We start from the raw sequence: 26,018 nt of genomic DNA, 5'->3' as shown, positions 1-26,018 counted from the left end.
CTTCTAGTCAATGTAAAAAGTAACAATATCAATTCCCCGTTAGGGGCAAAGTCAAGATTACCCATGGAATTAAAAGATAAATTAATCTCTTCTTTTTTTGCTTTTGAAGATCAAATAGATGTCAATAATCAAATTCATCAATTGCGAACCAAAGCCATTAAAGATTTTGAAACAATTGGTTTTCCAAATAAGAAAGAAGAAGATTGGAAATACACTTCTTTAAATTCAGTATTAAAAGAAGACTATAGCATATTCCCAAAAGAGGAGAATACTATAGATTATAAAGACGTTAAAAAGTATTTTATTCATGATATAGATACTTATTCTATTGTATTTATAGATGGAATATATTCTTCTCATCTGTCTAATACGACACACGATAAGATAGATGCTTGTTTAATGTCATCTGCATTGCATCATGAAAAGTACAAAGCAGTAATAGATAATTATTTTAATAAAATAGCTCCTCAAGACTCAGGATTAAACGCTTTAAATACAGCGTTTTCTAGAGAAGGAGCATTTATTTATATCCCGAAGAATACGTTAGCAGATCGTCCTATTCAAATTCTTAATTTTTCAACAGGAAATGAATCTGCTTTAATGCTTCAGCCAAGAAATTTAATTGTGGTAGGAGAGAACTCACAAGTTCAAATTATAGAACGTCACCAGAGTTTAACCGAAAATCCTGTTTTAACCAATTCGGTTACCGAAATTTATGCTGAAAAAAGAGCGCAAGTAGATTATTATAAAATTCAGAATGATAAAACATCTGCCTCTTTAATCGATAACACTTACGTGGAACAAAAGCAAGAAAGTTTCTGCTCTATTCATACGTTTTCATTTGGAGGAAAATTAGTACGTAATAATCTGCAATTCTTTCAACGTGGAGAAAGAATAGATTCTACGATGAAGGGGATTACGATTATTGAAGGAAAACAACACGTAGACCACAATACATTAGTTCATCATGCGGTGCCTAACTGTGAAAGTCATCAAGATTATAAAGGAATTTTTGACGATAAAGCCGTTGGAGTTTTTAATGGTAAAGTGGTAGTTGAAAAAGAAGCACAGAAAACAAATGCTTTTCAAAGTAATAATAACATTTTGGTAAGTGATAAAGCTACGATTAACGCTAAGCCACAATTAGAGATTTTTGCAGATGATGTAAAATGTAGTCACGGTTGTACTATTGGTCAGTTAGACGAAGATGCTATGTTCTATTTAAAATCTCGTGGAATTCCTGCTAAAGAAGCGCGTGCATTATTAATGTATGCCTTTGCTAATAATGTTTTAGAAAGTGTGAAAATACCTGAGCTAAAAAAACGCATCAACAAGCTTATCGCAAATAAATTGAATGTGAGTTTAGGTTTTGATCTATAAACTTATGAAACAGTTCTTAGTTATTATAATCTTTGTATTCTCAACATTAGCTGTAAGTGCTCAAGATTTCACCTATGGTTTTTTGATAGGAGCAAACGCTTATGATAGCGATATTTCTGGAGGAGATCTTCACGGCGGTGATGCCTATTCTGCCTTTGGTAAAGATGGCTTTCCATTAAATATTGGTGTGTTTGGTAATTATCAACTTAACCAATCTATCGGAGTAAAAGCGAACTTGTTTTATAAAGGAAACTATAGGAGCATAGATTATTTTTCAGCAGATAACCCTGGATTATATTATGATTTTGACACGTATATTTCGAGTATTCAATTTCAGCCGCTTTTTGTTTTCGACGTAAATAAAGAGTATGGTAAAGGGTTTTATCTTATGCTAGGACCAGGAATAGATTTTAAACTAAATGAAAATAATTTAGGTGATGAAGTTAGTGATGTAGAAGCACTTTACAACAATGTAAATATAGATGCATTGTTAGGTTTTGGTTTTACCTTCTCTAAGGTATTATCGATGGAATTTATTGCTAACTACGGTTTAAGCAATCAACTAGACTCAGATTTGTATGAAACTACAACTGTTGGAGCTTACGTTAATTTTTTAGTGAATTTAACTCCACTCATCAACAAATAAAACTCATTTTATGAGTCACACAAATATAGATATTAAGAAAATCCGTAAAGATTTCCCCATACTTTCTCGTAAAGTAAATGGGAAACCTTTAGTGTATTTAGATAACGCGGCAACTTCTCAAACTCCGCAGCAGGTGATTGATGTTATTGTAGATTATTATCAAAACTACAATGCCAACATTCACCGAGGAGTACATAGCCTTTCTCAAGAAGCTACCGATGCTTATGAAGAAGCAAGAGAAAAAATACGAACTCATTTTAATGCCAAACATAAAGAAGAAATCATTTTTACTTCAGGAACCACGCACGGCATTAACTTGGTCGCAAACGGATTTTCCAACCTTTTAAAAAAGGGAGATGAGGTATTGGTTTCGGCATTAGAACACCATTCTAATATTGTCCCGTGGCAAATGTTATGTGAAAAAAGCGGAGCTAAGTTAAAGGTGATTCCAATGACTCCACAAGGAGAGTTAGATAAGCTCGCTTTCGCGGAATTATTTTCAGAAAACACCAAGTTGGTTTTCGTTAATCACGTTTCTAACGCATTAGGAACGGTGAACCCCATACAAGAAATTATAGCAAAAGCTAGAGAAGTTGGTGCTGCAGTTTTAATAGATGGTGCTCAAGCAGCTCCTCATATTAAAGCCGATGTACAAGCGCTAGATGTAGATTTTTATGTTGTTTCTGCTCATAAAATATGTGGACCTACAGGAGTTGGGGTTCTTTACGGAAAAAAAGAATGGTTAGAGAAACTCCCTCCTTACCAAGGTGGAGGAGAAATGATAGACCAAGTGAGTTTTGAAAAAACGACTTACGCAGGTTTACCTCATAAATTTGAAGCAGGAACTCCTAATATTTGTGGAGGTATAGCTTTTGGAGCAGCTCTAGATTATATGAATGCCATAGGTTTTGAAGCTATTGCAGAATATGAATATGAGCTTTTAAAGTATGCAACTCAGCAATTGTTGGAAATTGAGGGTTTAAAAATCTATGGAACTTCGGCTGATAAAACGGCTGTTATTTCTTTTAACATAGAAGGAATTCATCCTTATGATATTGGTACTATTGTTGATAAATTAGGAGTAGCGGTAAGAACTGGCCATCATTGTGCTCAACCCATTATGGATTATTTTAAAATTCCGGGAACGGTAAGAGCTTCATTTTCTTTTTACAATACAAAAGAAGAGGTTGATGTGTTAGTTGAAAGCGTTAAAAAAGCAAAAATGATGTTATCATGAAAAATATAGGATTAGTTTTAATTGTAATGGTTTTTAGTGTGTTTGGATGTAAATCTTCCAAAGAAGCTGTAGCAGAATTGCAATCAGGAAAGTATGATATTGTAAGTATTAATGGTGAAGAAATTGATGATAAAGCTCAGGTAGATATTAATTTTAATACAAAAGCAAGTCGGGTAACTGGTAGTGCAGGTTGTAATAAATATACAGCTTCCTACACTGTAGAAAACGGAATGCTGGAGGTAAAACAAGCTGCAGTTACTAAAATGTCCTGTATGTTTATGTCTATTGAAACTCAGTTTTTAAAAGCATTGTCACAAGTAAAATCATATAAATATAAAGAAGATATGATTTTACTATTGGATGAAAATAAAAACGTAATTTTAAAAGGAAAAAAATAAGCGATTGGAGAGTATAAAGAATATACAAGAAGAGATAGTAGATGAATTTTCTATGTTCGAAGATTGGATGCAGCGCTATGAGTATATGATAGAGTTAGGGAAATCCCTTCCTTTAATTGAAGAACAGTATAGAGTAGATGAAAACCTTATTAAAGGTTGCCAGAGTAAAGTTTGGTTGCATTCTAAGTTAGATGGGAATAAAGTTATTTTCACTGCAGATAGTGATGCAATTATCACCAAAGGAATTGTAGCTATTCTTATCCGTTCTTTTTCTCATCAAGAGCCACAAGCTATTTTAGATGCCGATACCAATTTTATAGATGAGATTGGATTGAAAGAACATTTATCACCCACTAGAGCTAATGGTTTAGTGAGTATGGTAAAACAAATAAAAATGTATGCTTTAGCTTATCAAGCAAAGCTCAATTAAAAGTAAAGAATTATGTCAGTAGATACAATAGATACCAATGAGTTAGGAGAAAAAGTGGTGAAGGTTATAAAAACTATTTATGACCCAGAGATCCCTGTAGATATTTATGAATTAGGGTTAATTTATGATGTTTTTGTAAATGAAAACTACGATGTAAAAGTTTTAATGACTTTAACGACTCCTAATTGCCCAGTGGCAGAATCACTTCCGCAGGAAGTAGAAGAAAAAATTAAATCTATAGATAAGGTGAATGATGCAGAAGTAGAAATCACTTTCGATCCGCCTTGGACACAAGATTTAATGAGCGAAGAAGCAAAACTAGAATTAGGAATGCTTTAAGAATCAAAACATGTAAATGCCAAGAAGAAAATTAAATTCTTTAAAAGAAAAAAACAAAACCAATTTTAAATCATCATTTAATGCCCTTAGTTTTATTCCAAGATTTTTTAAAGAAATCTGGAATATTAACAAAGGGCTTTTTCTTATTTCAGCTATTTGCAGGCTTATAGCTGCTTTATTACCTGTCGTTATTTTATGGATAGGAAAAGAAATTGTAGATGAAATATTACTGCAAATAGAGCTTAGCAACCCCGATTATACTCAATTATGGACTTATGTTGCTGTAGAGTTTGGTTTAATTATACTATCAGAGTTATTTGGTAGAGCAATTTCACTTACAGATGGTCTTTTAGGCGATGAATATAATATCGCCACCTCGGTAAAAATTATAAAGAAAACCAACCAAATCAATATAAGCCAGCTCGAAGATCCCGATTATTACGATAAATTAGAACGAGCAAGAACACAAACTACGGGCAGAGTAGGGTTATTATCTAATGTTCTAGCCCAGGCACAAAGCATCATTACTATTACCTCACTCATTGTAGGACTCATTTACTTTGAGCCGTTACTAATTATTCTGTTAGTGCTTAGTATTATTCCAGCATTTATCAACGAGATTAAATTTAGTCAGCAGCAATACTCTCTAGCCAGAAGCTGGACCTCAGAAAGACGAGAATTAGATTACCTAAGGTTTATTGGTGCCAACAATAAAACGGCTAAAGAAATTAAACTCTTTGGACTAACAGATTTTGTGGTCAATAGATTTAAAAATCTCTCCAATTCGTACTATTTACTTAACAGAAAACTCTCTATAAGAAGAGCCTCCTTAGGCTTTTTATTCAACGTTTTAGGAACGGTTGCTTATTATGGCGCATATGTTTTTATTATTTTTAGAGTATTAACAGGAGTTATTACATTGGGAGAACTTACTTTTCTTTCAGGTTCTTTTAATCGTTTAATGAAAAGCTTACAAGACTTTTTTGCTCGCTTTACGCGGATTTCTGAAAGCGCATTATATCTAAAAGATTACTTCGACTTTATAGATATGGAAGTAGAAGACCAAAGTCAAGAAACAATGCCGCTTCCTAAATCTATTGAAATAGGTTTTGAATTTAGAAATGTTAGATTCGCATATCCCGAGAGTAATTCAGAAGTATTAAAGGGAGTTAATTTTACTCTAAAAGCGGGTGAAAAAATGGCCTTCGTAGGTCAAAATGGCGCAGGTAAAACCACTCTTATTAAACTCATGTTGCGTTTTTATGAACCTACTAGCGGAGAAATTCTCCTTGACGGAATTAATATTAATCAATTTAATAAAGCTGAATATCAAGAATATTTTGGTGTTATTTTTCAAGATTTCTTTAGGTATGAGTTTACGTTAAGAGAAAATATAGCTATTGGTCATATTGATGAAGTAGAAAATTTAGAAAAAATCAAAGCTGCCGCTCAACTAAGTTTAGCTAATGAAGTAGTAGGAGATTTAGAATTTGGTTATGAACAACAATTAGGTAGACGTTTTTCTAACGGAGTAGAACTTTCTGGTGGGCAATGGCAAAAAGTTGCTTTAGCACGAGCTTATATGAAAAATGCGAAAGTGATGATTTTAGATGAACCCACTTCCGCGCTCGACGCAAAAGCAGAAAGTGAAGTCTTTACTCGTTTTATTGGTCTTACCGAATCAAAAACAAGCATCATCATTTCTCACCGTTTTAGTACCGTTCGTCAAGCAGATAAAATTGTAGTACTAAAGGAAGGTAAAATATTAGAGGTGGGTACGCATATAGAATTAATGCAAAATAAATTGTTGTATTCAGAACTGTTTACATTGCAAGCTGAAGGTTATAAGTAAATGTCTTATTTTTTGATTAGGGACAAGATTTTAAATTTCACATAGGAGTAAATTTATATTTGGTATTTTTGCAGTATGGAAGAAGAAATTATAAATAGAGTAGCAAATAGTAAACTAGTCACCGTTAATTTAGAAGACTATTATTTATCAGGACAACGCCAACAAATAGATATTAGCGCTTGGCTTTATGAAGGTTTTGTGCTTCGTGAAAAAGATTTTAGATCTGCATTAAAAGATCAAGATTGGTCAAGTTATAAAAATTCTTTTGTGGCTCTTCATTGTAGTACAGATGCAATTATTCCTTCGTGGGCTTATTTGTTGATAACTACTTACCTTCAGCCTTATGCAAAAAAAGTAGTTGTAGGAGATTTACGAGAACTAGAATCTATTCTTTATGCAGAAAAACTTCAGCAAGAAAATTGGTCAGCTTTTAATGATCAAATGGTAATTATAAAAGGGTGTAGTAACCTTCCGGTTCCAGAGAATGCCTATTTATTATTGGCTCAGTACCTTCAGCCAGAGGTGAAAAGTCTTATGTTTGGAGAAGCTTGCTCTTCCGTTCCTCTTTATAAAAAGCCAAAGATGTCTTAGGTTTATTTTCTCTAAAGGCTTAAAAGACTTAAATTTGCAAAAAAATAAAAATATTTATTGCGACATGAAAAAATTACTATTTACTTTCTTAGTATTACTAACAGCGAATCAAATTACGTATTCACAAGAAGAACAAGCAGAAGAAAGACCTGATGGTTGGAAAGGTTCTGGAGCTGTTTCTTTGTTGTTTAATCAAGCAGCTTTTAATGCAGAGTGGCAAGGAGGAGGGACTTCTAACTATGCAGGAAACCTTAACTTGAGCTATGATTTAAACTATAAAAAGGGAGATTTTACTTGGGATAACCGATTAATCGCAGATTACGGTTTAACGAAAGTAAAAGACCAAGAGTTTACTCGTAAAACAAATGACCGTTTAGAGATAAATTCTATTGCTGGAAAACAAGTAAAAGAAAGCAATTGGTATTATTCATTTTTTATGAATTTTAAAACTCAATTTGCAAAAGGTTACGAATATAGTACTGTAGATGTTTTAGATCCTATTACAGGTAATGTAATTGGCGAAGAAGAAATAAGAACTGAAACAACTCATTTCTTATCTCCAGGTTATTTACAAGCAGGTCCTGGCATGCTATGGAAAAAAGATGATAATTTAAGTGTAAATATTGCTCCTGCAACAGGAATACTTATTTTTGTTGATGATGCATTTACTACTACTCCAGGTTATACAGATGGTGATTACTTTGGTGTAGATCAAGGTAAGTCTACAAGATTTGAATTTGGTGCTTCTGTGAATGTGTATGCTAAATTTACTGTAGCAGAAAATGTTACTTTTGAAAATATTTTAAATCTATATGCTAATTATTTAGAAGATCCACAGAATGTAGATTTAGATTATACAGGGAATATCAATATGAAAGTAAACGATTACCTTTCAGCGAGTTTTATTTTTCAAGCTATTTATGATGATAATGCTGTTAAAGGGTTTCAAATTAGAGAAGTTTTGGGTGTTGGTCTAACTTATAAGCTTAACGCAGCTAACTAATTTTTGAAGATATCATATATAAAAAAGCTTCCGATTAACGGAGGCTTTTTTTATGCAGATTTATAGCAGCGTCGAGTAGCGTATGAATGGTTTTTAAAGGAAGGTCTTGATTGGAGCCTATTCTCAATATTTTCATTCGAGAGCGGTTGCCTTTTTCTAATTGTGGGTAATCTAAAAGATTTCCATCTACAAATAAAATATAGGGTTCTTCTGTATGTTTATCTGTCCATAAATAACAGAACATTTTGTTTTTATAGCAAAAACACGGCATTCCATATTTTTTAGTTTCAGTTATATCGCAGTTTAAGTCCAAGATAATTTTCCGTAAAGCCAATAAGCAACTCCTATTGGGTTCTTCTTTGTTTAAATAAAAATTATCTAGATTGTTCATTTTGCTGAAATGTGTAAAATTGTTTTTTATTAATCTGGTAATGACAAAATTTATTTTGATGAGAATCTAGCCCTTCATTAATTTTTTGCATTCCACATTTTTTAGAGATGAGTATTGATGCTATATTCTTAGTATACATTCTGGCATGGATATTTTCTAGATGCAATTGCTGAAAACCATAAGTAATCAAACCTCTGCAAATTTCGGTTCCAAAGCCTTTATTCCAATAAGGGTAAGCGATAATATATCCTATTTCTAGTTCGTTATGGTTTTTAAAAGAATTATAAAAGCCAGCTTCTCCAATAACTTTATTTGAATTGGAAAGTTTAACTGCAAACAACTGAGAACCATTTTTGAAGTGGGTTTTATATTTTTTTGCTAACTCAGATCTAGAAGCGGAATATTGCCTTGGCGGAATAAAAGTCATATTCCTTTCATTATTATAGATATCAAATAGAGAATCGATATGCTTATCGCAAATAGGTGTTAAAAATAATTGATGGATTGCTATAGTTTCCATAAATAAAAAATAATCACTTTTTCATTACTTAGAATGTCTTTTCCCTTTTCTATTCATAGTGAATTTCATGCTGTAACCAAAAATTAGCCCACCAATTACCCAAATAGGAATAGCGGTAAGTATCGATTTTAAAGTGATATCTTCTTGAGACATTAGCGGAAAGATAAAAGTCATAATAACAAACATACTCAGACCCCACATTAAGCCAATTTTAATCCAGCCTCCATTTTCATAAGGATTGGGGATGTTTTCTAAATCTAAATTTTTAAACCGATGAGGTTGCTTTTCTAACCATTTCTTTTTTAAGGAATTTTTAAACCATCCCCACAACGGAAATGTAAGGGCTAAAAGGATAAAACTTGTAGCATTCGTTAAGCACGGAATTATATTCTCGCAGGTAGGACAAAATAAACCAAACCAATTTTTAAAAGCAGTTTTGTTTTGTGTAGACCAAGTTCTATGGTCGTGTAAAGTATTGCAATGTGGACATGGAATAAAGCTTCTTTCTGCCAAAGATTTTTCTGAAGTTTTATCTACTAGACTAATTTTGGGAACTTTCATTCCTAACAAGATTTCATTTATAGCTAAGCCTGGATTAATGATGTAGTGAAGCATCATCCAGTTCTTCCACGTGTAGACTTTGTACTTGTTTTTATCAAAATTCATAAAAGCAATTTTCTCAAAAGTAAAAAAAAGGGAAAACAAATATTTGTTTTCCCTTTACTGAATTATTACAATTTAAATTATGAATTTGAAGAACCTTGTAACTCTTTTCCTCTTTTTTGTCTCAACCACATTTTCAATTTCATAGATAAGAAAAACAAAATAGGAACTACAATTAGGGTTAAGAAGGTTGCAATTAAAAGTCCGTAGATAACTGTCCAAGCTAAAGGTCCCCAGAATACAACATTGTCACCTCCCATATAGATATTAGCATCAAAATCTGCAAATAAGGTAAAGAAGTTGATGTTTAATCCTATGGCTAAGGGTATTAATCCTAATATGGTCGTAATGGCCGTTAACAATACAGGACGTAAACGAGCTTTACCTGCTTTAACTATACTTTCATAAAGATCTTCATTTTCTAAGAAGTCATCGTTATCTAGATCTAAATCATTTTTCTTTCTGTCTATTAACAGTTGTGCATAATCGAGTAAAACCACCCCGTTGTTCACTACAATTCCGGCAAGTGAAATAATACCTACCATAGTCATCATAATCACAAAGGCACTTCCCGTAATTACAATACCACCAAATACACCAATAAAACTCAAGAAAATCGCCAACATAATAATCGCTGGTTTTGAAATTGAGTTAAACTGAAATATTAAAATGAAGAAAATAAGTCCTAATCCTGTGAAAAATGCACCCATTAAAAAGGTCATCTGCTTATTTTGCTCTTCAATTTGTCCGGTATAATCAATCTTGATATCTTGAGGTAGACCTTCATAACTTTTCATTTCATTTTGAATTTGTGTTACGATGGCTCCTGCATCTGTATAACCTGGTGATAATGCAGAGTAAACGGTTACTACACGTTTGGTGTCTTTATGTTTAATAGCGCTAAACCCAGAGTTATTCTCGTGTCTTGCAACCGCAGATACAGGAATACTCTTTAATTGCCCAGTATTATCTCTAAAGGTTATATTCTGATTGAATAAGGCGCTGGTATTATATCTATTCTCTTCATTAAAACGAACATAAATATCGTAATCATCTCCATCTTCCTTATAAATCCCCGCTTTAGCTCCAAAAATAGAATTTCTAAGTTGTTGTCCTACTTGAGAAGCGCTAATACCTAATTCCCCCGCTTTTTCTCTGTCAACAACCACTTGCATGCTTGGTTTGTCCTTGTTAACGTCTATTTTTAATTCATCAATACCTGCAATATTTTTGGTATTGATAAATTCACGCATTTTTTCCGCAGTAGCGATTAATTCGTTGTAGTCACTACCTTCTATTTCAATATTAATAGGAGAACCCGCAGGTGGTCCATTAGCATCTTTTTCAACAGAAATTAAAACCCCAGGATAAATACCTACTAATGCTTTCTGAACTTTTTGACGTAAAAGTTCACTGTCCTCACCTCGGCGATACTTATACTCACGCATAGAGGCTGTAATTTTTGCTTTATGAGGCATTTCGGCAGAAGAACCACCGTCCGTTTGCGGGTTTCCAGCTCCTTCACCTACTTGAGATACGGCACTTTCAACTAAGAAATTATAATTACCGTCTTTATATTGACCATCATCTAATACGTCATAAACCCTTTTTTCTATCTCTTTAGTAATGGCATTGGTTTTCTCAATAGCGGTTCCTTGAGGATATTCTATATAAACAATAATCTGATTAGGTTTGTTATCTGGAAAGAATTCAACTTTTGTTCTTTGAGTAGCTAATGACGCGCCAAAAGTTACAAAAGCAAGAATCAACATAATGAATGTCCCTATACTTAAAATATAAGGTTTTTTGCCAGAAAGAGCTCTTCTCAATTGGCGTTCGTACCAATTCTCCAATTTCACTAATGTTCTATTTTGAAAAGTATTTGCCCATTTTCTTAAGATTAAGCGATATACCCATAACATAATGGCTGTGAATACCATTAGAGATCCTAAGCCGCTATAATCGCCACCAAAAATTAGGATGAGAATACCAATGACTGCCATAATGATGGTAGTTCGTACAATTTTATGAAGCGGCATATCTTTATCTTCAATACTCATAAATTGAGATACCAAAACAGAATTGAAGAAAATAGCTACAAATAAGGAAGAGCCTAAAACTACCGAAAGTGTAATAGGCAGAATCATCATAAACTCACCCATAATCCCTGGCCATAGACCTAATGGTATAAAGGCTGCTACAGTAGTTGCGGTAGATATGATAATAGGAAAAGCAATTTCTCCAATACCTTTTTTTGCAGCCTGAAATCTACTCATCCCCTCTTCTTCCATAAGACGATAAACATTTTCAACCACCACAATCCCGTTATCTACTAGCATCCCAAGTCCCATAATTAATCCGAAAAGAACCATGGTGTTTAAACTTTGTCCCAGTAACTCTAATATCATAAGAGACATAAACATGGACATGGGAATTGCAAACCCAACAAAAATCGCATTTTTAAATCCTAAAAAGAACATTAAAACGGTCACAACTAAAATGACTCCAAAAATAATGTTGTTCACCAAATCATCTACCTGTCCTATGGTAACTGAAGATTGATCGTTGGCAATGGTTACTGTTAAATCTTGCGGGAATGTATTTTCAATAGCATCTTCTACTATAACTTGCACCTGTTCAGCTGCTGCAACCATGTTTTTACCTGCACGCTTTTTTATATCTAGCATTACTACAGGATTTCCAAACTCACGAGCATAAGTGGTTTTGTCTTCCTCTTGGAATGAAATAGTAGCCACATCTTTAAGATAAATGGCGTTTCCGTTTTCAGCTTTTACGACAAAATTTTCTAATTCACTAGGGTCGTCAATTTCACCTAAAATACGAATGGTACGACGTTGACCGCTGGCTTTTAGATTTCCAGCAGACATTGTTACATTTCCATTATTAATGGTACCAATAATGTCATTAAAAGTAACATCGGCAGCCATCATTTTATAGATATCAACAGCTACTTCAACTTCTTTTTCTTGCGCACCACGGATGTCTGCTTGTTTAATTTCTTGAATATCTTCAATCTCATCTTGAAGATGCTCTGCATATTCTTTTAACTTCTCAATGGTGTAATCTCCAGAAATATTAATGTTGAGTATGGGCATCTCTTCAGATAAGCTCAATTCAAATACATCAGGTTCTACTTTAGCTCCATTAAAGGTAGGCCAATCTTCACTAGCCGTTTCGGTGTCTATTTCATCCTTTACTTTTTGTTTAGCTTGTTCGACACTTATGTTTTCATCAAACTCAACGACTATCATCCCATAATCTTCTTGAGAAGTAGAGGTAATTTCAACAACGTTACTTACCGTTTTTAGTTTATCTTCTAACGGATCTGTAATTAGTTTCTCTATATCTTCTGCAGTGTTTCCTGGAAATACAGAGCTCACATAAATTTTGGTTTCATTAACCTCGGGGAAGTTTTCTCTTGGCATGCTAAAAAAAGCAGAGACCCCTAGATAGAAAATAACTGCGATTAAAACATACATCGTAGTTTTATTTTCTATTGCCCAAGATGATAAACCAAATTCTTTATCGACTTGTTTTTTCTTTTTTGTCATTTTCTTTGGTTTAGTAGTTGATCACTTTTACTGTTTGGCCATCTTTAACACTACGCGCTCCTTCTTGAACAATCTCTACATTATTATCTATACCTTCAAGTACTTCAATAACATCACCCTGTGTTTTTCCTGTTTTAATGATCACCCTTTCTGCAACGCCTTCATCATTCGCATTTTTTTCATTTACTACATAAACATATTGTTCACCTTCAGCATTTTCAGAAATAATACTTTGCGGAATTAAAATAGCATTCTCATTCGTGTAATCATTAATTTTTAGTTTAGCTGTTAAGTTAGGTTTGATGTTTTTTTCATCATTAGGGATAGCTACTTCAACTTTAAAGGTTCTATTGGCTGGATTAATAAAATCTCCAGCTTGTCTAATTTCTGTATCGATACTTTTTCCTAAAACAGGAAACTGTACTTTTACTTGTTTGCCTTTAGTGACATCTGTAATGTAACGCTCTGGAATATCTGTTTCAATGTACATATCTTTTAAGCTTACAATTCGCATTAACTGTGTTTGTCCGGCAGCAACTACACTTCCTTGCTCAGTAATTACATCATCAATAGTTCCTGTAAAAGGAGCTTTCACTGTAGTTTTTGCTACTTGTTGTTTTAATTGATTTACAGCTTCACTCTGTGCTTCATAAGTAGATTTTGCTTGTAGGTATTGAATTTCACTACCAATGTTTTGATCCCATAAACGTTTTTGACGTTCGTAAGTGGTTTTAGCTAAATCGGCTTCAATTTGTAACTGTGCTAACTGTTGGCTTAACCCACCATCATCTATTTTGGCAAGTGTTTGCCCTTTTGTTACTTTTTGTCCTTCTTTAACATACACATTCGTAAGAATACCATTATACTCTGGTGTAATAACTAATAAGTTCTTGGTAGTAACGTTTCCTTGAATTTCTAACACGTGATTAAAAACTTCTTCTTTTGCCGTAAGGGTAGTAATTAAAGGAACGTGTTTTACGGTATCTATTTTTGATATCGCTTGATCTAACCTTTTAATTTTTTCTTGAACAACTTGTTGTTCATCTACCAATTCTGCACGTTTTTGACGAATAGTTTCAAGGTTATTACTTTCTAGAACACGTTCTACAGAATTTCTTTTATTTTCTCCTCCGCAGGAAACCAATAAAAGAGTGACGATTAATAGGGAATATATATGTTTCATTGTATGATTATTTAGATTGATTAGTTTAATGGTACAGTATTTAAAATAGTTTCTAAAGCTGCTTTCTTGTTTAATACTTCGAGCATAGACTCTAGAAATTCTTGTTGTGTTTGGTATAATTGTGTTTGAGCTTGACGAAGTTCGAAACTTGTAGCTAAACCTTCAGTAAATTTAATTTGGTTTTTGTTTTCAATACGCTCAGCTAATCTTAGGTTTTGCTTTGCAGTTTGATAATTTTCAATAGCAAATTGATAATCATTTTTAGCTCTATCTATTTGTAAACGTATTTGTTCTTTAGCTTGATCAAATTGAGTTTCGGCTTGGTCTAGAGCAATTCTAGCTTGTGCTGTTTTTGCACTTCGTTTTAATGAACTAAATATTGGAATGTTAAGGCTTACTCCCCAAATAGAAGATTGAAACCATTGTTGGTTATCGTTTAAAAAAGTAAACTTTTCGCTATTTGCCGTTGTCCCATAATTAAGAAAAGTAGTAAGTCTAGGTAAGGCTTTTGTGCGTTCTAAGTTATACTCGTGTTCTCTTTGTTCAATTAAATTTTGAGCTAATTTGTAATCAAGGTTTTCCTCAATTGAACCTTCAGTGTTCATTAGGGTAAGACTAATGTTCTCTTCAGCTAGATTATCTAAATCTTCCGTTAAGGTAATTTTATGTGTTAATGGAATTCCTAAAGTTAGGTTAAGCATTTCTTGTGTAATCCCTACTAATCGCTTGGCATTATTTAATTGATTGGTGATTTGTAATAAGGTGATTTGCAGTTGCTCAACAGCTTCTTCTTCTTGTAAACCATTTTCAAATATTTCTTTAGTTTCATCATAGTTCTTTTGTAACGTGGTTTGGTTACTTTCTAAAATAGTCACTAATTCTTGAGCTAAAAGCACATTTCCATAAGCATCAATAACACTTTTTCTAACCTCTAAAAGAGTTTTTTGGGTTGTAGTATTGGTGTAATCTAGAAAAGTTTTAGAAGCTCTTAAGGCAACTAAATAAGAACCATCAAATAACAGTTGTGTTGCTGTGGCAGTTGCACTTAGATTTTGTTTGGTTCCAAATTGTACAGGAATAAATGTTCCAGGAGGTCCCCCTGTAATTTCGGCTGGTAGAAGTTGTACAGGTCGTTTTAGGTTATTTTGATAATCTATATTAGCATCAATTTGCGGTAATCCATCTGCTGTAGTTTCCCACTTTCTTTTTATGGCAGCTTCAATATCTCTTCTTGCATTTATTGCATTGTAACTGCTGTCTATAGCATATTCTATAGCTTCCTCTAAGCTAAAGCTGTATTCTTTTTGCTCTTCTTGCGCGAAGAATGTAAAGGATACGAAAAATAATAAACAGGTGAGTTTAATTTTCATGAATTTGTTTTTTTGCTAGTTTTTCTAAAATGATTTGTCCTTTTGCAGAAACGATTCCGCGCATGTGATATTCTAAAAAGTGTTTGATTAAAACTGAAATAGGATAGCTTTCTTCGGGGAAGTATTCACTCTTTTTAATCCCTTCCAACGTCATAAAATAAAAGCGATAAACTATATCTACTATCAGATCTTCTCTGTATAGACCTTCTTCAATCCCTCTATTGAGGTTGTTGACAATAGTTTCTTTCATTCTATCCATTTTACAATTGCGCATATTTGCTTCAATATTTGGGTAGTATTTTTTTAACTGATATTGGGGTGAAGATTTTTCCTCTCGCAATCGACTCAATATATATTTGTGTATATATAGGATCTCTTGAATGGGATTGTGATCTTCGGCAATGATTTCATCAATCCCTTCAGTAATACAATTAAAAAGTTCCATCGAACACACTTCGACTAATTTAGATTTGGTTTTAAAATGTGTGTAGATCGTTTTTTTTGATATTCCTAGGTTCTCAGCAATATCATCCATAGTAACGCTTTTAAAACCAAGTTCTAAAAACATTTCAGTTGCTTTATTTAAAATTTGTTCTCTCATAATCGCCGCAAAAGTATAACAGAAACTTTTAATACTATAAAAGTTTCCGTAGTTTTTTAGTTAATATTTCTACAATTTTCCCGAGTGGTAATTTTGGTTTGAGTCTTACAGGTTTGTTAGACGAATATCTATAAGAATAAAAAGTAAGGTGTAGCTTTGTTGAAATTATTTCAATTATGGTATTTTAGCCAAAATTTTAGGATAGGCATGAAAGAAATTAGCATTTATAGAGAAGAATTTTTAACGTATTTAGAAAGCAAGTTAACTCGTAAGGAGCCTGCAAATTTGTACGATCCAATGCGTTATATTCTCAAATTGGGAGGTAAGAGATTGCGTCCTATATTAGTGATGATGTCTGCAGATGCTTTTGGAACAGACTCTCAAAAAGCTCTAGATGCTGCTCTAGCCGTAGAAATTTTTCATAACTTTTCTTTAGTTCATGATGACATCATGGATGACGCTCCGTTAAGAAGAGGAAAAAAGACTGTACACGAGAAATGGGACATCAATACAGGGATTCTATCTGGAGATGCTATGTTAATTAATGCTTATCAACTCTTTGAAAGTTACGAAGGCGATCAATTTAGAAAATTAGCAAAGTTGTTTACCAAAACTGCCATTGAAGTTTGTGAAGGACAACAGTATGATATCGATTTTGAAACGAGAGAAGATGTTACTTTGGCAGAGTATTTACATATGATAAAATACAAAACAGCAGTTTTAGTAGGTGCAGCTTTAGAAATGGGTGCTATTGTAGCAAATGCAAATGAAGTTTGCACTCAACAAATTAATGAGTACGGTTGCTTGTTAGGAGTAGCGTTTCAATTACAAGACGATTATTTAGATGCTTTTGGAGATGCTGAAACTTTTGGAAAGCAAATAGGAGGAGATATTATTGAGAATAAAAAAACCTTTCTTTACTTAAAAGCACTAGAGGAAAGCTCTTCTGTAGAAGCTAGACAGTTGCAGCATTTATACACTATTGCTCCAGAAAATCCTGAGCAAAAAATCGAAACTGTAAAGCAATTATTTATAGATAGTGGAGCGGCTAGTTTAGCTAAAGCGGAAATAGAAAAATACACGCAAAAAGCATTTAATGTTTTAGAGGATATGAACATTTCTGAAGCTAAGAAAAAACCATTTAAGGAGTTCGGAGAATTACTAATGACGAGATCAGTTTAAGGTGTAAAATACGCTTTAACGTATTTTAACAGGAAAACTTATGGCTTATAAGAGAATTTTATAGTTTGAGGAGGGCTATATTTAGTAAAAATTGTATTTTTGAAGTGTTTTTAAAACACAACAGTATATTCCTCTTATGGATCAATTTTCATTTCTAAATGCGGCACACACCGCATATTTTGCAGAATTATATGATCAATATCTGCAATTTCCCGATAGTGTAGAACCTAGTTGGAGAGCCTTTTTTCAAGGATTTGATTTCGGTAAAACGTTTGATAACCAAGATGTAGACTCCTCTTCGCAGCACAATGCGACTTCCTCTAGTCAAGGAGTTGATATTCCTGAAAGCGTATTTAAGGAGTTTAGAGTAGTGCAATTAATCGATGGTTATAGAACCAGAGGTCACTTGTTTACGAAAACAAACCCTGTACGAGAAAGAAGGAAGTATGAGCCAACCCTAGCCATTGAGAACTTTGGTTTGTCTAATGCAGACTTAGACACTAAGTTTTCTGCAGGAGAAATATTAGACTTAGGGAAAGCTAGCTTAAAAGAAATCATAGATCACTTAGAGAAGATTTATTGTAGCTCTATAGGGATTGAGTACATGTATATTAAGAGTCCAGAAGAAATAGAATGGATTCAGAAAAGACTTAATATAAATGAAAATCATCCTGAATTTTCAGCAGAAAAGAAAAAGCAAATCCTTAAGAAATTAAATGAAGCTGTTTCTTTTGAATCTTTTTTACATACTAAATATGTAGGTCAAAAAAGATTTTCATTAGAAGGAGGAGAGAGTTTAATTCCAGGATTAGATGCTCTAATTGAAGCTGCTGCAGAAAAGGGAGTTAAAGAATTTGTCATGGGAATGGCCCATAGAGGACGTTTAAGTACTTTGGCAAATATTTTTGGCAAAAGTCCTAAAGATATATTTAGTGAATTTGACGGAAAAGATTACGAGCAAGAAGTATTTGATGGAGATGTAAAATACCATTTAGGTTGGACCTCTTGTCGTCGTACAGATAGCGGAAAAGGAATATTGCTAAATATTGCTCCAAACCCATCTCACTTAGAGACTGTTGGCCCCGTGGTTCAAGGTATTGCTAGATCAAAACAAGATAGACATTATTTAGATAACCCCAAAAGTGTACTTCCAATTATAGTTCATGGGGATGCTGCTATTGCAGGTCAAGGTGTGGTTTATGAAACCGTGCAAATGGCGCAATTAGATGGTTACAAGACAGAAGGGAGTATACATATTGTAGTCAATAATCAAATTGGTTTTACTACCAATTACTTAGATGCAAGATCATCTACGTATTGTACAGATGTTGCTAAAGTAACATTATCTCCAGTATTGCACGTAAATGCAGATGATGCAGAGGCTGTAGTCCATGCGATGTCTTTCGCTCTAGATTTTAGAATGAAATTTGGTAGAGACGTATTTATCGATCTTTTAGGATATAGAAAATACGGTCATAATGAAGGAGATGAGCCGAGATTTACACAGCCAAAATTATACAAAGCGATTTCCAAACATAACAACACTAGAGATATCTATGCAAAAGAACTTGTGGAGCAAGGTATCATTGAAGAAAGTTATGTAGATGAGATTGAGAAAAAATATAAAGACGAGTTAGAGCAAGATTTAGAGAAATCTAAAAAAGAAGAAACTACCATTATCACTCCAATTATGCAAGAAGAGTGGGAAGGCTATACATACGGAACAGAATCTGATATGATGGAAGCCGTTGATACTTCTTATGATTTAGAAAAACTAGATCAATTAGCTCAAACTATTACTTCTTTACCAGAAGATAAAAAATTCTTACGTAAAGTAACTAAGCTTATCAAAGCTAGAAATGAAATGTACTTTGAGAAGAATAGTTTAGACTGGGGTATGGGAGAACTCCTTGCTTATGCTACGCTTTTAGAAGAAGGACACGATGTAAGGATGACAGGTCAAGATGTTGAAAGAGGTACTTTTTCACATAGACACGCCGTATTAAAGGTAGAAGAAAGTGAAGAAGAGGTTAACTTACATAATCAAATATCAAAAGATCAAGGTCATTTTCATATCTATAACTCCTTACTTTCGGAGTATGGGGTAGTTGGATTTGATTATGGTTATGCTATGGCAGATCCCAATGTGTTAACAATTTGGGAAGCACAGTTTGGAGACTTCAGTAACGGAGCACAAATTATGATTGATCAATATATTTCTGCCGCAGAAGATAAGTGGAAATTACAAAACGGATTGGTGATGTTGCTTCCACATGGTTATGAAGGACAAGGTGCAGAGCATTCTTCGGCAAGAATGGAGAGGTATTTGCAACTTTGTGCAAAGGACAATATGTATATTGCAAATTGTACGACGCCAGCCAATTTCTACCACTTATTAAGGAGGCAAATAAAAACAGCTTTTAGAAAACCATTAATTGTTTTTACTCCTAAAAGCTTGTTGCGACATGCAAAAGTAACTTCTACTAAAGAAGAATTAGCAACTGGTTCTTTTCAAACCTTGATAGATGATAAAGAAGTAAAGCCAGAAAATGTAAAAACACTAGTTTTCTGTATGGGAAAATTCTATTACGACTTGTTAGCTAAGCGTGAAGAATTAGAAAGAGATGATATTGCTTTAGTAAGATTAGAACAATTATTCCCATTGCCAACTTCTAGAATTCACGAAGTTATAAATAAATATGAAAATGCAGACGATATCGTTTGGGCACAAGAAGAACCAAGAAATATGGGGGCTTGGAGCCATTTACTGCTTCATTTAGATGATGCTCGTAAATTTAGAGTTTGTAGTAGAAAATTTTATGGAGCTCCTGCAGCAGGTAGTTCAGTAAGATTTAAGAGAAGACACGAAAGAGTAATCGAAAGTGTTTTTGATAAAACAATAAATGATTAATAGTTAAAAAATACGATTCCGAAATAAATAGAAATTATGGCTTTAGAAATGAAAGTCCCTTCACCGGGAGAGTCGATTACAGAAGTTGAAATAGCACAATGGTTGGTAGAAGATGGAGATTATGTAGAAAAAGACCAAGCAATAGCCGAAGTAGATAGCGATAAGGCTACTTTAGAGTTACCTGCAGAAGCAAGTGGTATTATTACGCTTAAAGCGGAAGAAGGAGATGCAGTTCAAGTTGGGGAAGTAGTTTGCTTAATTGATACCGATGCAGAAAAGCCAGGAGGTGATTCTTCAGATAAAAAAGAAGAAGATTCAAAAGAAGATAAGGATAAAGCTGAAGCAAAAACAGAAACCCCTTCTAAGCCTTCTACGCCAGATCAAAAACAAGACGATAAAAATTACGCTAGCGGAACACCTTCGCCTGCAGCCAAAAAGATTTTATCAGAAAAAGATATGGACGCTAAAGATGTTCAAGGATCTGGTAAAAACGGGAGAGTAACTAAAGAAGATGCGGTTAATGCTAAACCTTCTATGGGAACTCCAGGTAATGGAACTAGAAGTGAGTCTAGGTCTAAAATGTCTATGTTACGTCGTAAAGTAGCAGAACGTTTAGTAAGTGCTAAGAATGAAACGGCTATGCTTACTACCTTTAACGAGGCAGATATGTCAGCTATTTTCAATCTAAGAAAAGAATACAAAGAAGACTTCAAGGCTAAACATGGGGTAGGACTAGGATTTATGTCTTTCTTTACTTTAGCGGTGGTAAGAGCATTAGATATGTATCCTGCTGTAAATAGTATGATCGATGGTAAAGAAATGATTACTTACGATTATAAAGATATTAGTATTGCAGTTTCTGGACCAAAAGGATTAATGGTTCCTGTAATGAGAAATGTAGAAAACCTTACGTTTAGAGGAGTAGAGAGTGAGGTGAAACGTTTAGCGCTTAAAGCTAGAGATGGGAAAATCACAGTAGATGAAATGACTGGTGGTACGTTTACTATTTCTAACGGAGGTGTATTCGGGTCAATGCTTTCTACACCAATTATCAATCCTCCACAAAGTGGAATTTTAGGAATGCACAACATTATTGAGCGTCCTGTTGCAATTGATGGAAAAGTAGAAATACGACCAATGATGTATTTAGCACTTTCTTATGACCATAGAATTATCGATGGTAAAGAATCTGTTGGTTTCTTGGTGGCAATTAAAGAAGCTTTAGAAAGCCCAGAAGAATTGTTAATGGATAATAATGTAAAAAAAGCTTTAGAGCTTTAATTGCAGAATATAAAAATTTTTAAAAAACCGTTTTCATTCAGTTGAAAGCGGTTTTTTTATTTTAAATATAAGCAATTGCTCTTGTAATCAATCACTGCTTTTCCTTTCTCTAGCATATCTGCACCAATGATACCGTGCACTTGGTCGGCGTTATGATTTTCTAAGGCCTGGTTCACGTGGCTTAGATCAAATAATACCAAACTCACCTTTTTCTTTTTCCAATCTTTAATTTTCAACTCATTTTTTAAGGACACTTGGGTAAGCATATCTGTAGCTCCAGCTCCAGCGGCTTTTACATCGCTATCTTCAGCAAAAAGTTTAAAATATTCTGCGGTATCAATTCCCACACAAGAACTAGAAGCGCCTGTGTCTAAAATAAAATTACCTTCAACTTTATTGATTTTGGCTTTTAGTTCTAAATGGTTGGTGGCAGTGGTTTTTAATTTAATGCGGGTGTAACCTTTTTCCTTCATTAATTTTCGTAGCGTAGACATTCTTCTTTTTTTAGCAAAGATAGCCGAACAAAATCAATTAGTTTTGCAAAACAAATTCAGGTTTTAAATTTTGTTTTATGAAGTTGATAGATACCCATACCCATTTATATAGCGACGCTTTTGCAGAAGATAGACAAGAAATGGTGCAAAGAGCTTTAGAAAAAGGAGTGCAGCAATTCTTTTTGCCCGCCATTGATAGTGAAACTACCCAGGCGATGTACGATTTAGAAGAGCAGTTTCCTAAAGAAATGCATTTAATGATGGGGCTTCATCCTACTTCCGTTAAGGAAAATTATAGAGAAGAATTACAACACGTAAAAGATCAATTTGTACAACGAGATTTTTGTGCTGTAGGAGAAATTGGTATCGATTTGTATTGGGATAAATCTACCTTAGAAATTCAACAAGATGCTTTTAGAGAACAAATAAAATTAGCGAAAAGTAAAAATTTGCCTATCGTAATTCACTGTCGTGATGCTTTCGATGAGGTTTTTGAAGTGTTGGAAGAAGAAAATGATGAAAAGCTTTACGGAATTTTTCACTGCTTTACAGGAAATGAAGAGCAAGCAAATCGTGCTTTGTCGTATAATATGAAGTTAGGAATAGGTGGAGTAGTGACCTTTAAAAATGGAAAGATAGATCAGTTTTTAGAAAATATTCCTTTAGAGCACATCGTTTTAGAGACCGATGCTCCTTATTTATCACCAAAACCTTTCCGCGGTAAGCGAAATGAAAGTAGTTATGTGGTTTATGTGGCCGAGAAACTATCGGAAATTTATAACTTGCCAGTCGAAAAAATTGCAGAAATCACTACCAAAAATGCTTTAGAAACATTCAAAATCTATAAATGATGCAAGAAAATAATTCTAAGATTTTATTGATTTATACCGGGGGAACCATTGGTATGATAAAAGATTTTGAAACCGGAGCTTTGGTAGCCTTCAATTTTGACGAATTACTGCAAAATATTCCCGAGTTAAAGTTGCTAGAGCACACTATAGAAACAACAGATTTTGGTGAGCCTATAGATTCTTCAAATATGAATCCGATGTATTATGGGAGAATTGTTGAGGTGATTGAAAAGAATTACGATGATTATGATGGTTTTGTTGTTTTACACGGAAGTGATACGATGTCTTATTCCGCTTCAGCGATAAGTTTTATGTTAGAGAATTTAAATAAACCTATTATTTTTACGGGTTCCCAACTGCCTATTGGAGATTTAAGAACCGATGCTAAAGAGAATTTAATTACTTCAATTCAATTAGCAGGTTTAAAAGAGCATGGGAAAAATGTAATTACAGAGGTAGGTTTGTACTTTGAGTATAAGTTGTATAGGGCTAATAGAACGACAAAAATTAATTCAGAAAACTTTCATGCTTTTGCTTCTTTAAATTATCCTGCTCTAGCAGAATCGGGTGTCAATCTATTGGTTAATAAGTCTATTTTAAAAAAACCAAACCGTAGAAAGGATCTTATTGTTCATAAAGAATTAGATGATAATGTTATAATTTTGAAGCTATTTCCTGGAATTAATGAGCATATGGTGTCTCATTTATTGTCTGCAAAAAAATTAAAAGCCATAGTTTTAGAAACCTACGGGAGTGGAAATGCTTGCACAGAAGATTGGTTTTTAGAGCTATTAATAAAAGCGATAAAGAGCGATATCAAGATCGTGAATGTAACGCAATGTGCAGGAGGAAGTGTAATTATGGGGCATTATGAAACGAGTACGCAACTTAAAAAAATCGGAATAATTTCGGGAAAAGATATTACTACAGAGGCTGCTGTGGCAAAATTAATGTATTTATTGCCAAAAGATTTGTCTCCAAAAGTCTTTAAGACTATATTTGAAACATCGCTAAGAGGAGAAATGGCATAAAATTAACGCCACATATTTTTGTGACTTATTTTTTTTTTGTTATTTGGCACTTCGTTTCGGCAATCGTAGCGGATATAATAGAGAGGTGGCCGAGCGGTCGAAGGCGCACGCCTGGAAAGTGTGTATACGTCAAAAGCGTATCGAGGGTTCGAATCCCTTCCTCTCTGCTGTTTAAAATGAACGATAATTTTTATATATTTAAACCTTTAACTAATAATTAATTAAGACAACAAGTAATGAAAAGATTATTTTCTATTCTGGTAATCGCAACAATTATGGTCTTTGGTGGCCTTTCTGTCAACGCGACTAATAGTGTAAATGCATTGCCATCAGTAACTTCGAATATTATTCAAGACGAAGATGAAGCAGGGACCGCAGTTCAAGAAGAAGAAAGCTTAGGTTTTCATCAAGAGCTTAAAAAGCGTTTTATAGAAGGTGGTGCCGGTTTTATGGGGATCGTTCTTTTATGTTTGATTCTTGGTTTAGCGATTGCAATTGAAAGAATTATTTACTTAAACCTTTCTACAACTAACTCTAAGAAATTAGCACAAGATGTAGAAGATGCTTTAAATAGTGGTGGTGTAGAAGCTGCAAAAGAGGTTTGTAGAAATACAAAAGGACCTGTTGCATCTATTTACTACCAAGGTTTAGATAGAGCAGACGAAAGTGTAGATGCAGCTGAAAAAGCAGTTGTTGCTTACGGTGGAGTTCAAATGGGACAATTAGAAAAGAATGTTTCTTGGGTTTCTTTATTTATTGCTTTGGCACCAATGCTTGGTTTCATGGGTACAGTAATAGGGATGATTCAAGCATTTGATAAGATTGAAGCAGCAGGAGATATGCAGCCTTCATTAGTTGCAGGTGGTATTAAAGTAGCACTTTTAACAACTGTATTTGGTCTTATTGTAGCAATTATTCTTCAGATTTTTTATAACTACATTATCGCAAAAATCGATAGTATCGTTAACGATATGGAAGATGCATCTATTACTTTAATAGATATCTTAGTAGATTACAAGAGAAGAAAGTAATTGAGTAATTAACCTATAATACAACTATAATGGTATTACATAAAATTTTAAAAATACTAACTCTAATAATTGGTGTGGTTGCATTGGTTATGGGAATATGGTTATTTGCTTCAGACAATCAATCTTTAGTACAGCCCTTAATGATGTTGGCTTATGCTGTTGTTGCAATTGTTTTAGTACTAGTTGCTGCTTTCGTAGTGAAAGATCTATTCTCGGGTAATGTAAAAAACACCCTAATTTCTGTTGGAGCTTTTGTATTAATCGTAGCAATCGCATATTTTATTTCTGATGGTACTGCTACAGAGATGAAGAATGGAGAAATGCTTACTGCTAACGAATCTCAATGGATTGGAGCAGGATTAAGAACATTCTATATTCTAGCTGCAATTGCGGTAGGAGCAATGATTTTTTCAGGAATTAAAAAATTAATTAAGTAAGAACTAAGTATGGCAAAGAGAAATGCACCAGAAGTGAATGCAGGTTCGATGGCAGATATTGCTTTCTTACTGCTTATCTTCTTCTTGGTGACAACTACTATAGAAACCGATGCAGGTATCAATAGTAAATTGCCACCAATTGAAGACATACCAGAAGATCCACCACCACGTAAAGAAAAGAACATCTTTATAGTGTTAGTAAACCAAAATGAAGAATTATTGGTTGAGGAAGAAAGAATGGAACTTGGTAACTTAAGACAAGCTGCAATAGACTTCTTAGATAACGGAGGAGGAGATTGTAATTATTGTCAAGGTCGTAGAGATCCTGCTTCTTCAGATAATCCATTAAAAGCAGTAATTTCTTTACAAAACGATAGAGAAACTGAGTATGGCGCTTATATCGCTGTACAAAATGAATTGGTTGCTGCCTTTAACTTTTTAAGAAATAGAGAGGCCAATCGTTTATTCGGTACATCTTTTGTTCAAATGGAGAAAAACTTTAACGACTCTGAGTATAGAGGAAGTAAAGATAAGCTTGAAGAAGATATAAAAACCATTAGAGATATGTTTCCTTTAAATCTATCGGAAGCTGAACCTAAGGAGAGAGAATAAAAAGACAAATAA

Annotated in this window: 25 protein-coding genes and 1 tRNA gene; 18 read left to right on the top strand and 8 right to left on the bottom strand. The window is 33.7% G+C overall.

From position 1 onward, the window contains the following. The first annotated feature begins 63 nt into the window (after positions 1 to 63). The 9 genes from sufD to LX95_RS07210 all read left to right on the top strand — a co-directional run bounded on the left by sufD (position 64) and on the right by LX95_RS07210 (position 7,876). Positions 64 to 1,380: a Fe-S cluster assembly protein SufD gene (gene sufD, locus LX95_RS07250; RefSeq protein ID WP_111540770.1), complete on the top strand. Its 1,317-nt coding sequence runs from the start codon at positions 64 to 66 to the stop codon at positions 1,378 to 1,380. 4 nt (positions 1,381 to 1,384) lie between these two features. Next, complete coding sequence (locus tag LX95_RS07245) at positions 1,385 to 2,026, top strand: outer membrane beta-barrel protein (protein ID WP_146240760.1); 642 nt, start codon at positions 1,385 to 1,387, stop codon at positions 2,024 to 2,026. Between the two features lie 10 nt (positions 2,027 to 2,036). Next, entirely contained in the window at positions 2,037 to 3,263 is a 1,227-nt protein-coding gene (locus LX95_RS07240; RefSeq protein ID WP_111540768.1) for an aminotransferase class V-fold PLP-dependent enzyme, read from the top strand. Beyond that, positions 3,260 to 3,661 carry an META domain-containing protein gene (locus LX95_RS07235; protein ID WP_111540767.1) on the top strand — a complete coding sequence of 134 codons (402 nt, stop codon included), beginning with the start codon at positions 3,260 to 3,262 and terminating at the stop codon, positions 3,659 to 3,661. Before LX95_RS07240 ends, LX95_RS07235 begins: the two co-directional genes overlap by 4 nt. A 52-nt stretch (positions 3,662 to 3,713) precedes the next feature. Beyond that, positions 3,714 to 4,091: a SufE family protein gene (locus LX95_RS07230; RefSeq protein WP_111540822.1), complete on the top strand. Its 378-nt coding sequence runs from the start codon at positions 3,714 to 3,716 to the stop codon at positions 4,089 to 4,091. Between the two features lie 12 nt (positions 4,092 to 4,103). Next, complete coding sequence (locus tag LX95_RS07225; protein ID WP_111540766.1) at positions 4,104 to 4,430, top strand: SUF system Fe-S cluster assembly protein; 327 nt, start codon at positions 4,104 to 4,106, stop codon at positions 4,428 to 4,430. A gap of 16 nt (positions 4,431 to 4,446) precedes the next feature. After that, positions 4,447 to 6,282: an ABC transporter ATP-binding protein gene (locus LX95_RS07220; protein WP_111540765.1), complete on the top strand. Its 1,836-nt coding sequence runs from the start codon at positions 4,447 to 4,449 to the stop codon at positions 6,280 to 6,282. A 75-nt stretch (positions 6,283 to 6,357) separates the two neighbouring features. Beyond that, a complete protein-coding gene (locus LX95_RS07215; protein WP_111540764.1) occupies positions 6,358 to 6,873 on the top strand; it encodes a DUF2480 family protein in 516 nt (171 codons plus the stop codon). A 64-nt stretch (positions 6,874 to 6,937) separates the two neighbouring features. Then, positions 6,938 to 7,876, top strand: coding sequence for a DUF3078 domain-containing protein (locus LX95_RS07210; protein ID WP_111540763.1), 939 nt, complete (start codon positions 6,938 to 6,940; stop codon positions 7,874 to 7,876). Between the two features lie 34 nt (positions 7,877 to 7,910). On the opposite strand, the gene LX95_RS07205 is transcribed toward LX95_RS07210, so the two are convergent. From LX95_RS07205 to LX95_RS07175, 7 genes are all read right to left on the bottom strand, one after another. Continuing rightward, a complete protein-coding gene (locus LX95_RS07205) occupies positions 7,911 to 8,267 on the bottom strand; it encodes a DUF1801 domain-containing protein (RefSeq protein WP_111540762.1) in 357 nt (118 codons plus the stop codon). After that, entirely contained in the window at positions 8,251 to 8,787 is a 537-nt protein-coding gene (locus LX95_RS07200) for a GNAT family N-acetyltransferase (protein WP_111540761.1), read from the bottom strand. The genes LX95_RS07205 and LX95_RS07200 overlap by 17 nt, the downstream gene beginning before the upstream one ends. Positions 8,788 to 8,811: 24 nt before the next feature. Further along, a complete protein-coding gene (locus LX95_RS07195; RefSeq protein ID WP_111540821.1) occupies positions 8,812 to 9,453 on the bottom strand; it encodes a hypothetical protein in 642 nt (213 codons plus the stop codon). A 77-nt stretch (positions 9,454 to 9,530) separates the two neighbouring features. Continuing rightward, positions 9,531 to 13,022: an efflux RND transporter permease subunit gene (locus LX95_RS07190; protein ID WP_111540760.1), complete on the bottom strand. Its 3,492-nt coding sequence runs from the start codon at positions 13,020 to 13,022 to the stop codon at positions 9,531 to 9,533. A 10-nt stretch (positions 13,023 to 13,032) separates the two neighbouring features. Continuing rightward, positions 13,033 to 14,205, bottom strand: a complete 1,173-nt coding sequence (locus LX95_RS07185) for an efflux RND transporter periplasmic adaptor subunit (protein WP_111540759.1) — start codon at positions 14,203 to 14,205, stop codon at positions 13,033 to 13,035. A 20-nt stretch (positions 14,206 to 14,225) separates the two neighbouring features. Beyond that, entirely contained in the window at positions 14,226 to 15,575 is a 1,350-nt protein-coding gene (locus LX95_RS07180) for a TolC family protein (protein WP_111540758.1), read from the bottom strand. Beyond that, a complete protein-coding gene (locus LX95_RS07175; protein ID WP_111540757.1) occupies positions 15,565 to 16,176 on the bottom strand; it encodes a TetR/AcrR family transcriptional regulator in 612 nt (203 codons plus the stop codon). The genes LX95_RS07180 and LX95_RS07175 overlap by 11 nt, the downstream gene beginning before the upstream one ends. A 207-nt stretch (positions 16,177 to 16,383) precedes the next feature. On the opposite strand from LX95_RS07175, the gene LX95_RS07170 reads away from it, so the two are divergent. The 3 genes from LX95_RS07170 (at position 16,384) to odhB (ending at position 21,550) form a co-directional block, all read left to right on the top strand. Next, positions 16,384 to 17,358 carry a polyprenyl synthetase family protein gene (locus LX95_RS07170; RefSeq protein WP_111540756.1) on the top strand — a complete coding sequence of 325 codons (975 nt, stop codon included), beginning with the start codon at positions 16,384 to 16,386 and terminating at the stop codon, positions 17,356 to 17,358. A 136-nt stretch (positions 17,359 to 17,494) separates the two neighbouring features. Next, positions 17,495 to 20,269, top strand: coding sequence for a 2-oxoglutarate dehydrogenase E1 component (locus LX95_RS07165; RefSeq protein ID WP_111540755.1), 2,775 nt, complete (start codon positions 17,495 to 17,497; stop codon positions 20,267 to 20,269). 36 nt (positions 20,270 to 20,305) lie between these two features. After that, on the top strand, positions 20,306 to 21,550 hold the full coding sequence (odhB, locus tag LX95_RS07160; protein ID WP_111540754.1) for a 2-oxoglutarate dehydrogenase complex dihydrolipoyllysine-residue succinyltransferase: 1,245 nt from the start codon (positions 20,306 to 20,308) through the stop codon (positions 21,548 to 21,550). A 56-nt stretch (positions 21,551 to 21,606) separates the two neighbouring features. On the opposite strand, the gene LX95_RS07155 is transcribed toward odhB, so the two are convergent. Then, entirely contained in the window at positions 21,607 to 22,044 is a 438-nt protein-coding gene (locus LX95_RS07155) for a retropepsin-like aspartic protease (protein WP_111540753.1), read from the bottom strand. Between the two features lie 77 nt (positions 22,045 to 22,121). On the opposite strand from LX95_RS07155, the gene LX95_RS07150 reads away from it, so the two are divergent. The 6 genes from LX95_RS07150 (at position 22,122) to LX95_RS07125 (ending at position 26,006) form a co-directional block, all read left to right on the top strand. After that, positions 22,122 to 22,895 carry a TatD family hydrolase gene (locus LX95_RS07150; protein ID WP_111540752.1) on the top strand — a complete coding sequence of 258 codons (774 nt, stop codon included), beginning with the start codon at positions 22,122 to 22,124 and terminating at the stop codon, positions 22,893 to 22,895. Then, positions 22,895 to 23,926 (top strand): asparaginase, encoded by a 1,032-nt coding sequence (locus LX95_RS07145; protein ID WP_111540820.1) that lies wholly within the window; start codon positions 22,895 to 22,897, stop codon positions 23,924 to 23,926. Before LX95_RS07150 ends, LX95_RS07145 begins: the two co-directional genes overlap by 1 nt. 79 nt (positions 23,927 to 24,005) lie before the next feature. Then, positions 24,006 to 24,093: transfer RNA gene (locus LX95_RS07140), tRNA-Ser, on the top strand. A 69-nt stretch (positions 24,094 to 24,162) separates the two neighbouring features. Continuing rightward, positions 24,163 to 24,957 carry a MotA/TolQ/ExbB proton channel family protein gene (locus tag LX95_RS07135; RefSeq protein WP_111540751.1) on the top strand — a complete coding sequence of 265 codons (795 nt, stop codon included), beginning with the start codon at positions 24,163 to 24,165 and terminating at the stop codon, positions 24,955 to 24,957. A 29-nt stretch (positions 24,958 to 24,986) separates the two neighbouring features. Next, on the top strand, positions 24,987 to 25,394 hold the full coding sequence (locus tag LX95_RS07130) for a hypothetical protein (RefSeq protein WP_111540750.1): 408 nt from the start codon (positions 24,987 to 24,989) through the stop codon (positions 25,392 to 25,394). 9 nt (positions 25,395 to 25,403) lie between these two features. Beyond that, positions 25,404 to 26,006 (top strand): ExbD/TolR family protein, encoded by a 603-nt coding sequence (locus LX95_RS07125; protein WP_111540749.1) that lies wholly within the window; start codon positions 25,404 to 25,406, stop codon positions 26,004 to 26,006. The last annotated feature ends 12 nt before the right edge of the window (positions 26,007 to 26,018 follow it).

This window comes from Mesonia algae (assembly GCF_003253545.1).
GTDB lineage: Bacteria > Bacteroidota > Bacteroidia > Flavobacteriales > Flavobacteriaceae > Mesonia > Mesonia algae.
Note: the sequence above shows the minus strand (reverse complement) of the source record. Positions and strands in the feature narration are given on the sequence as shown.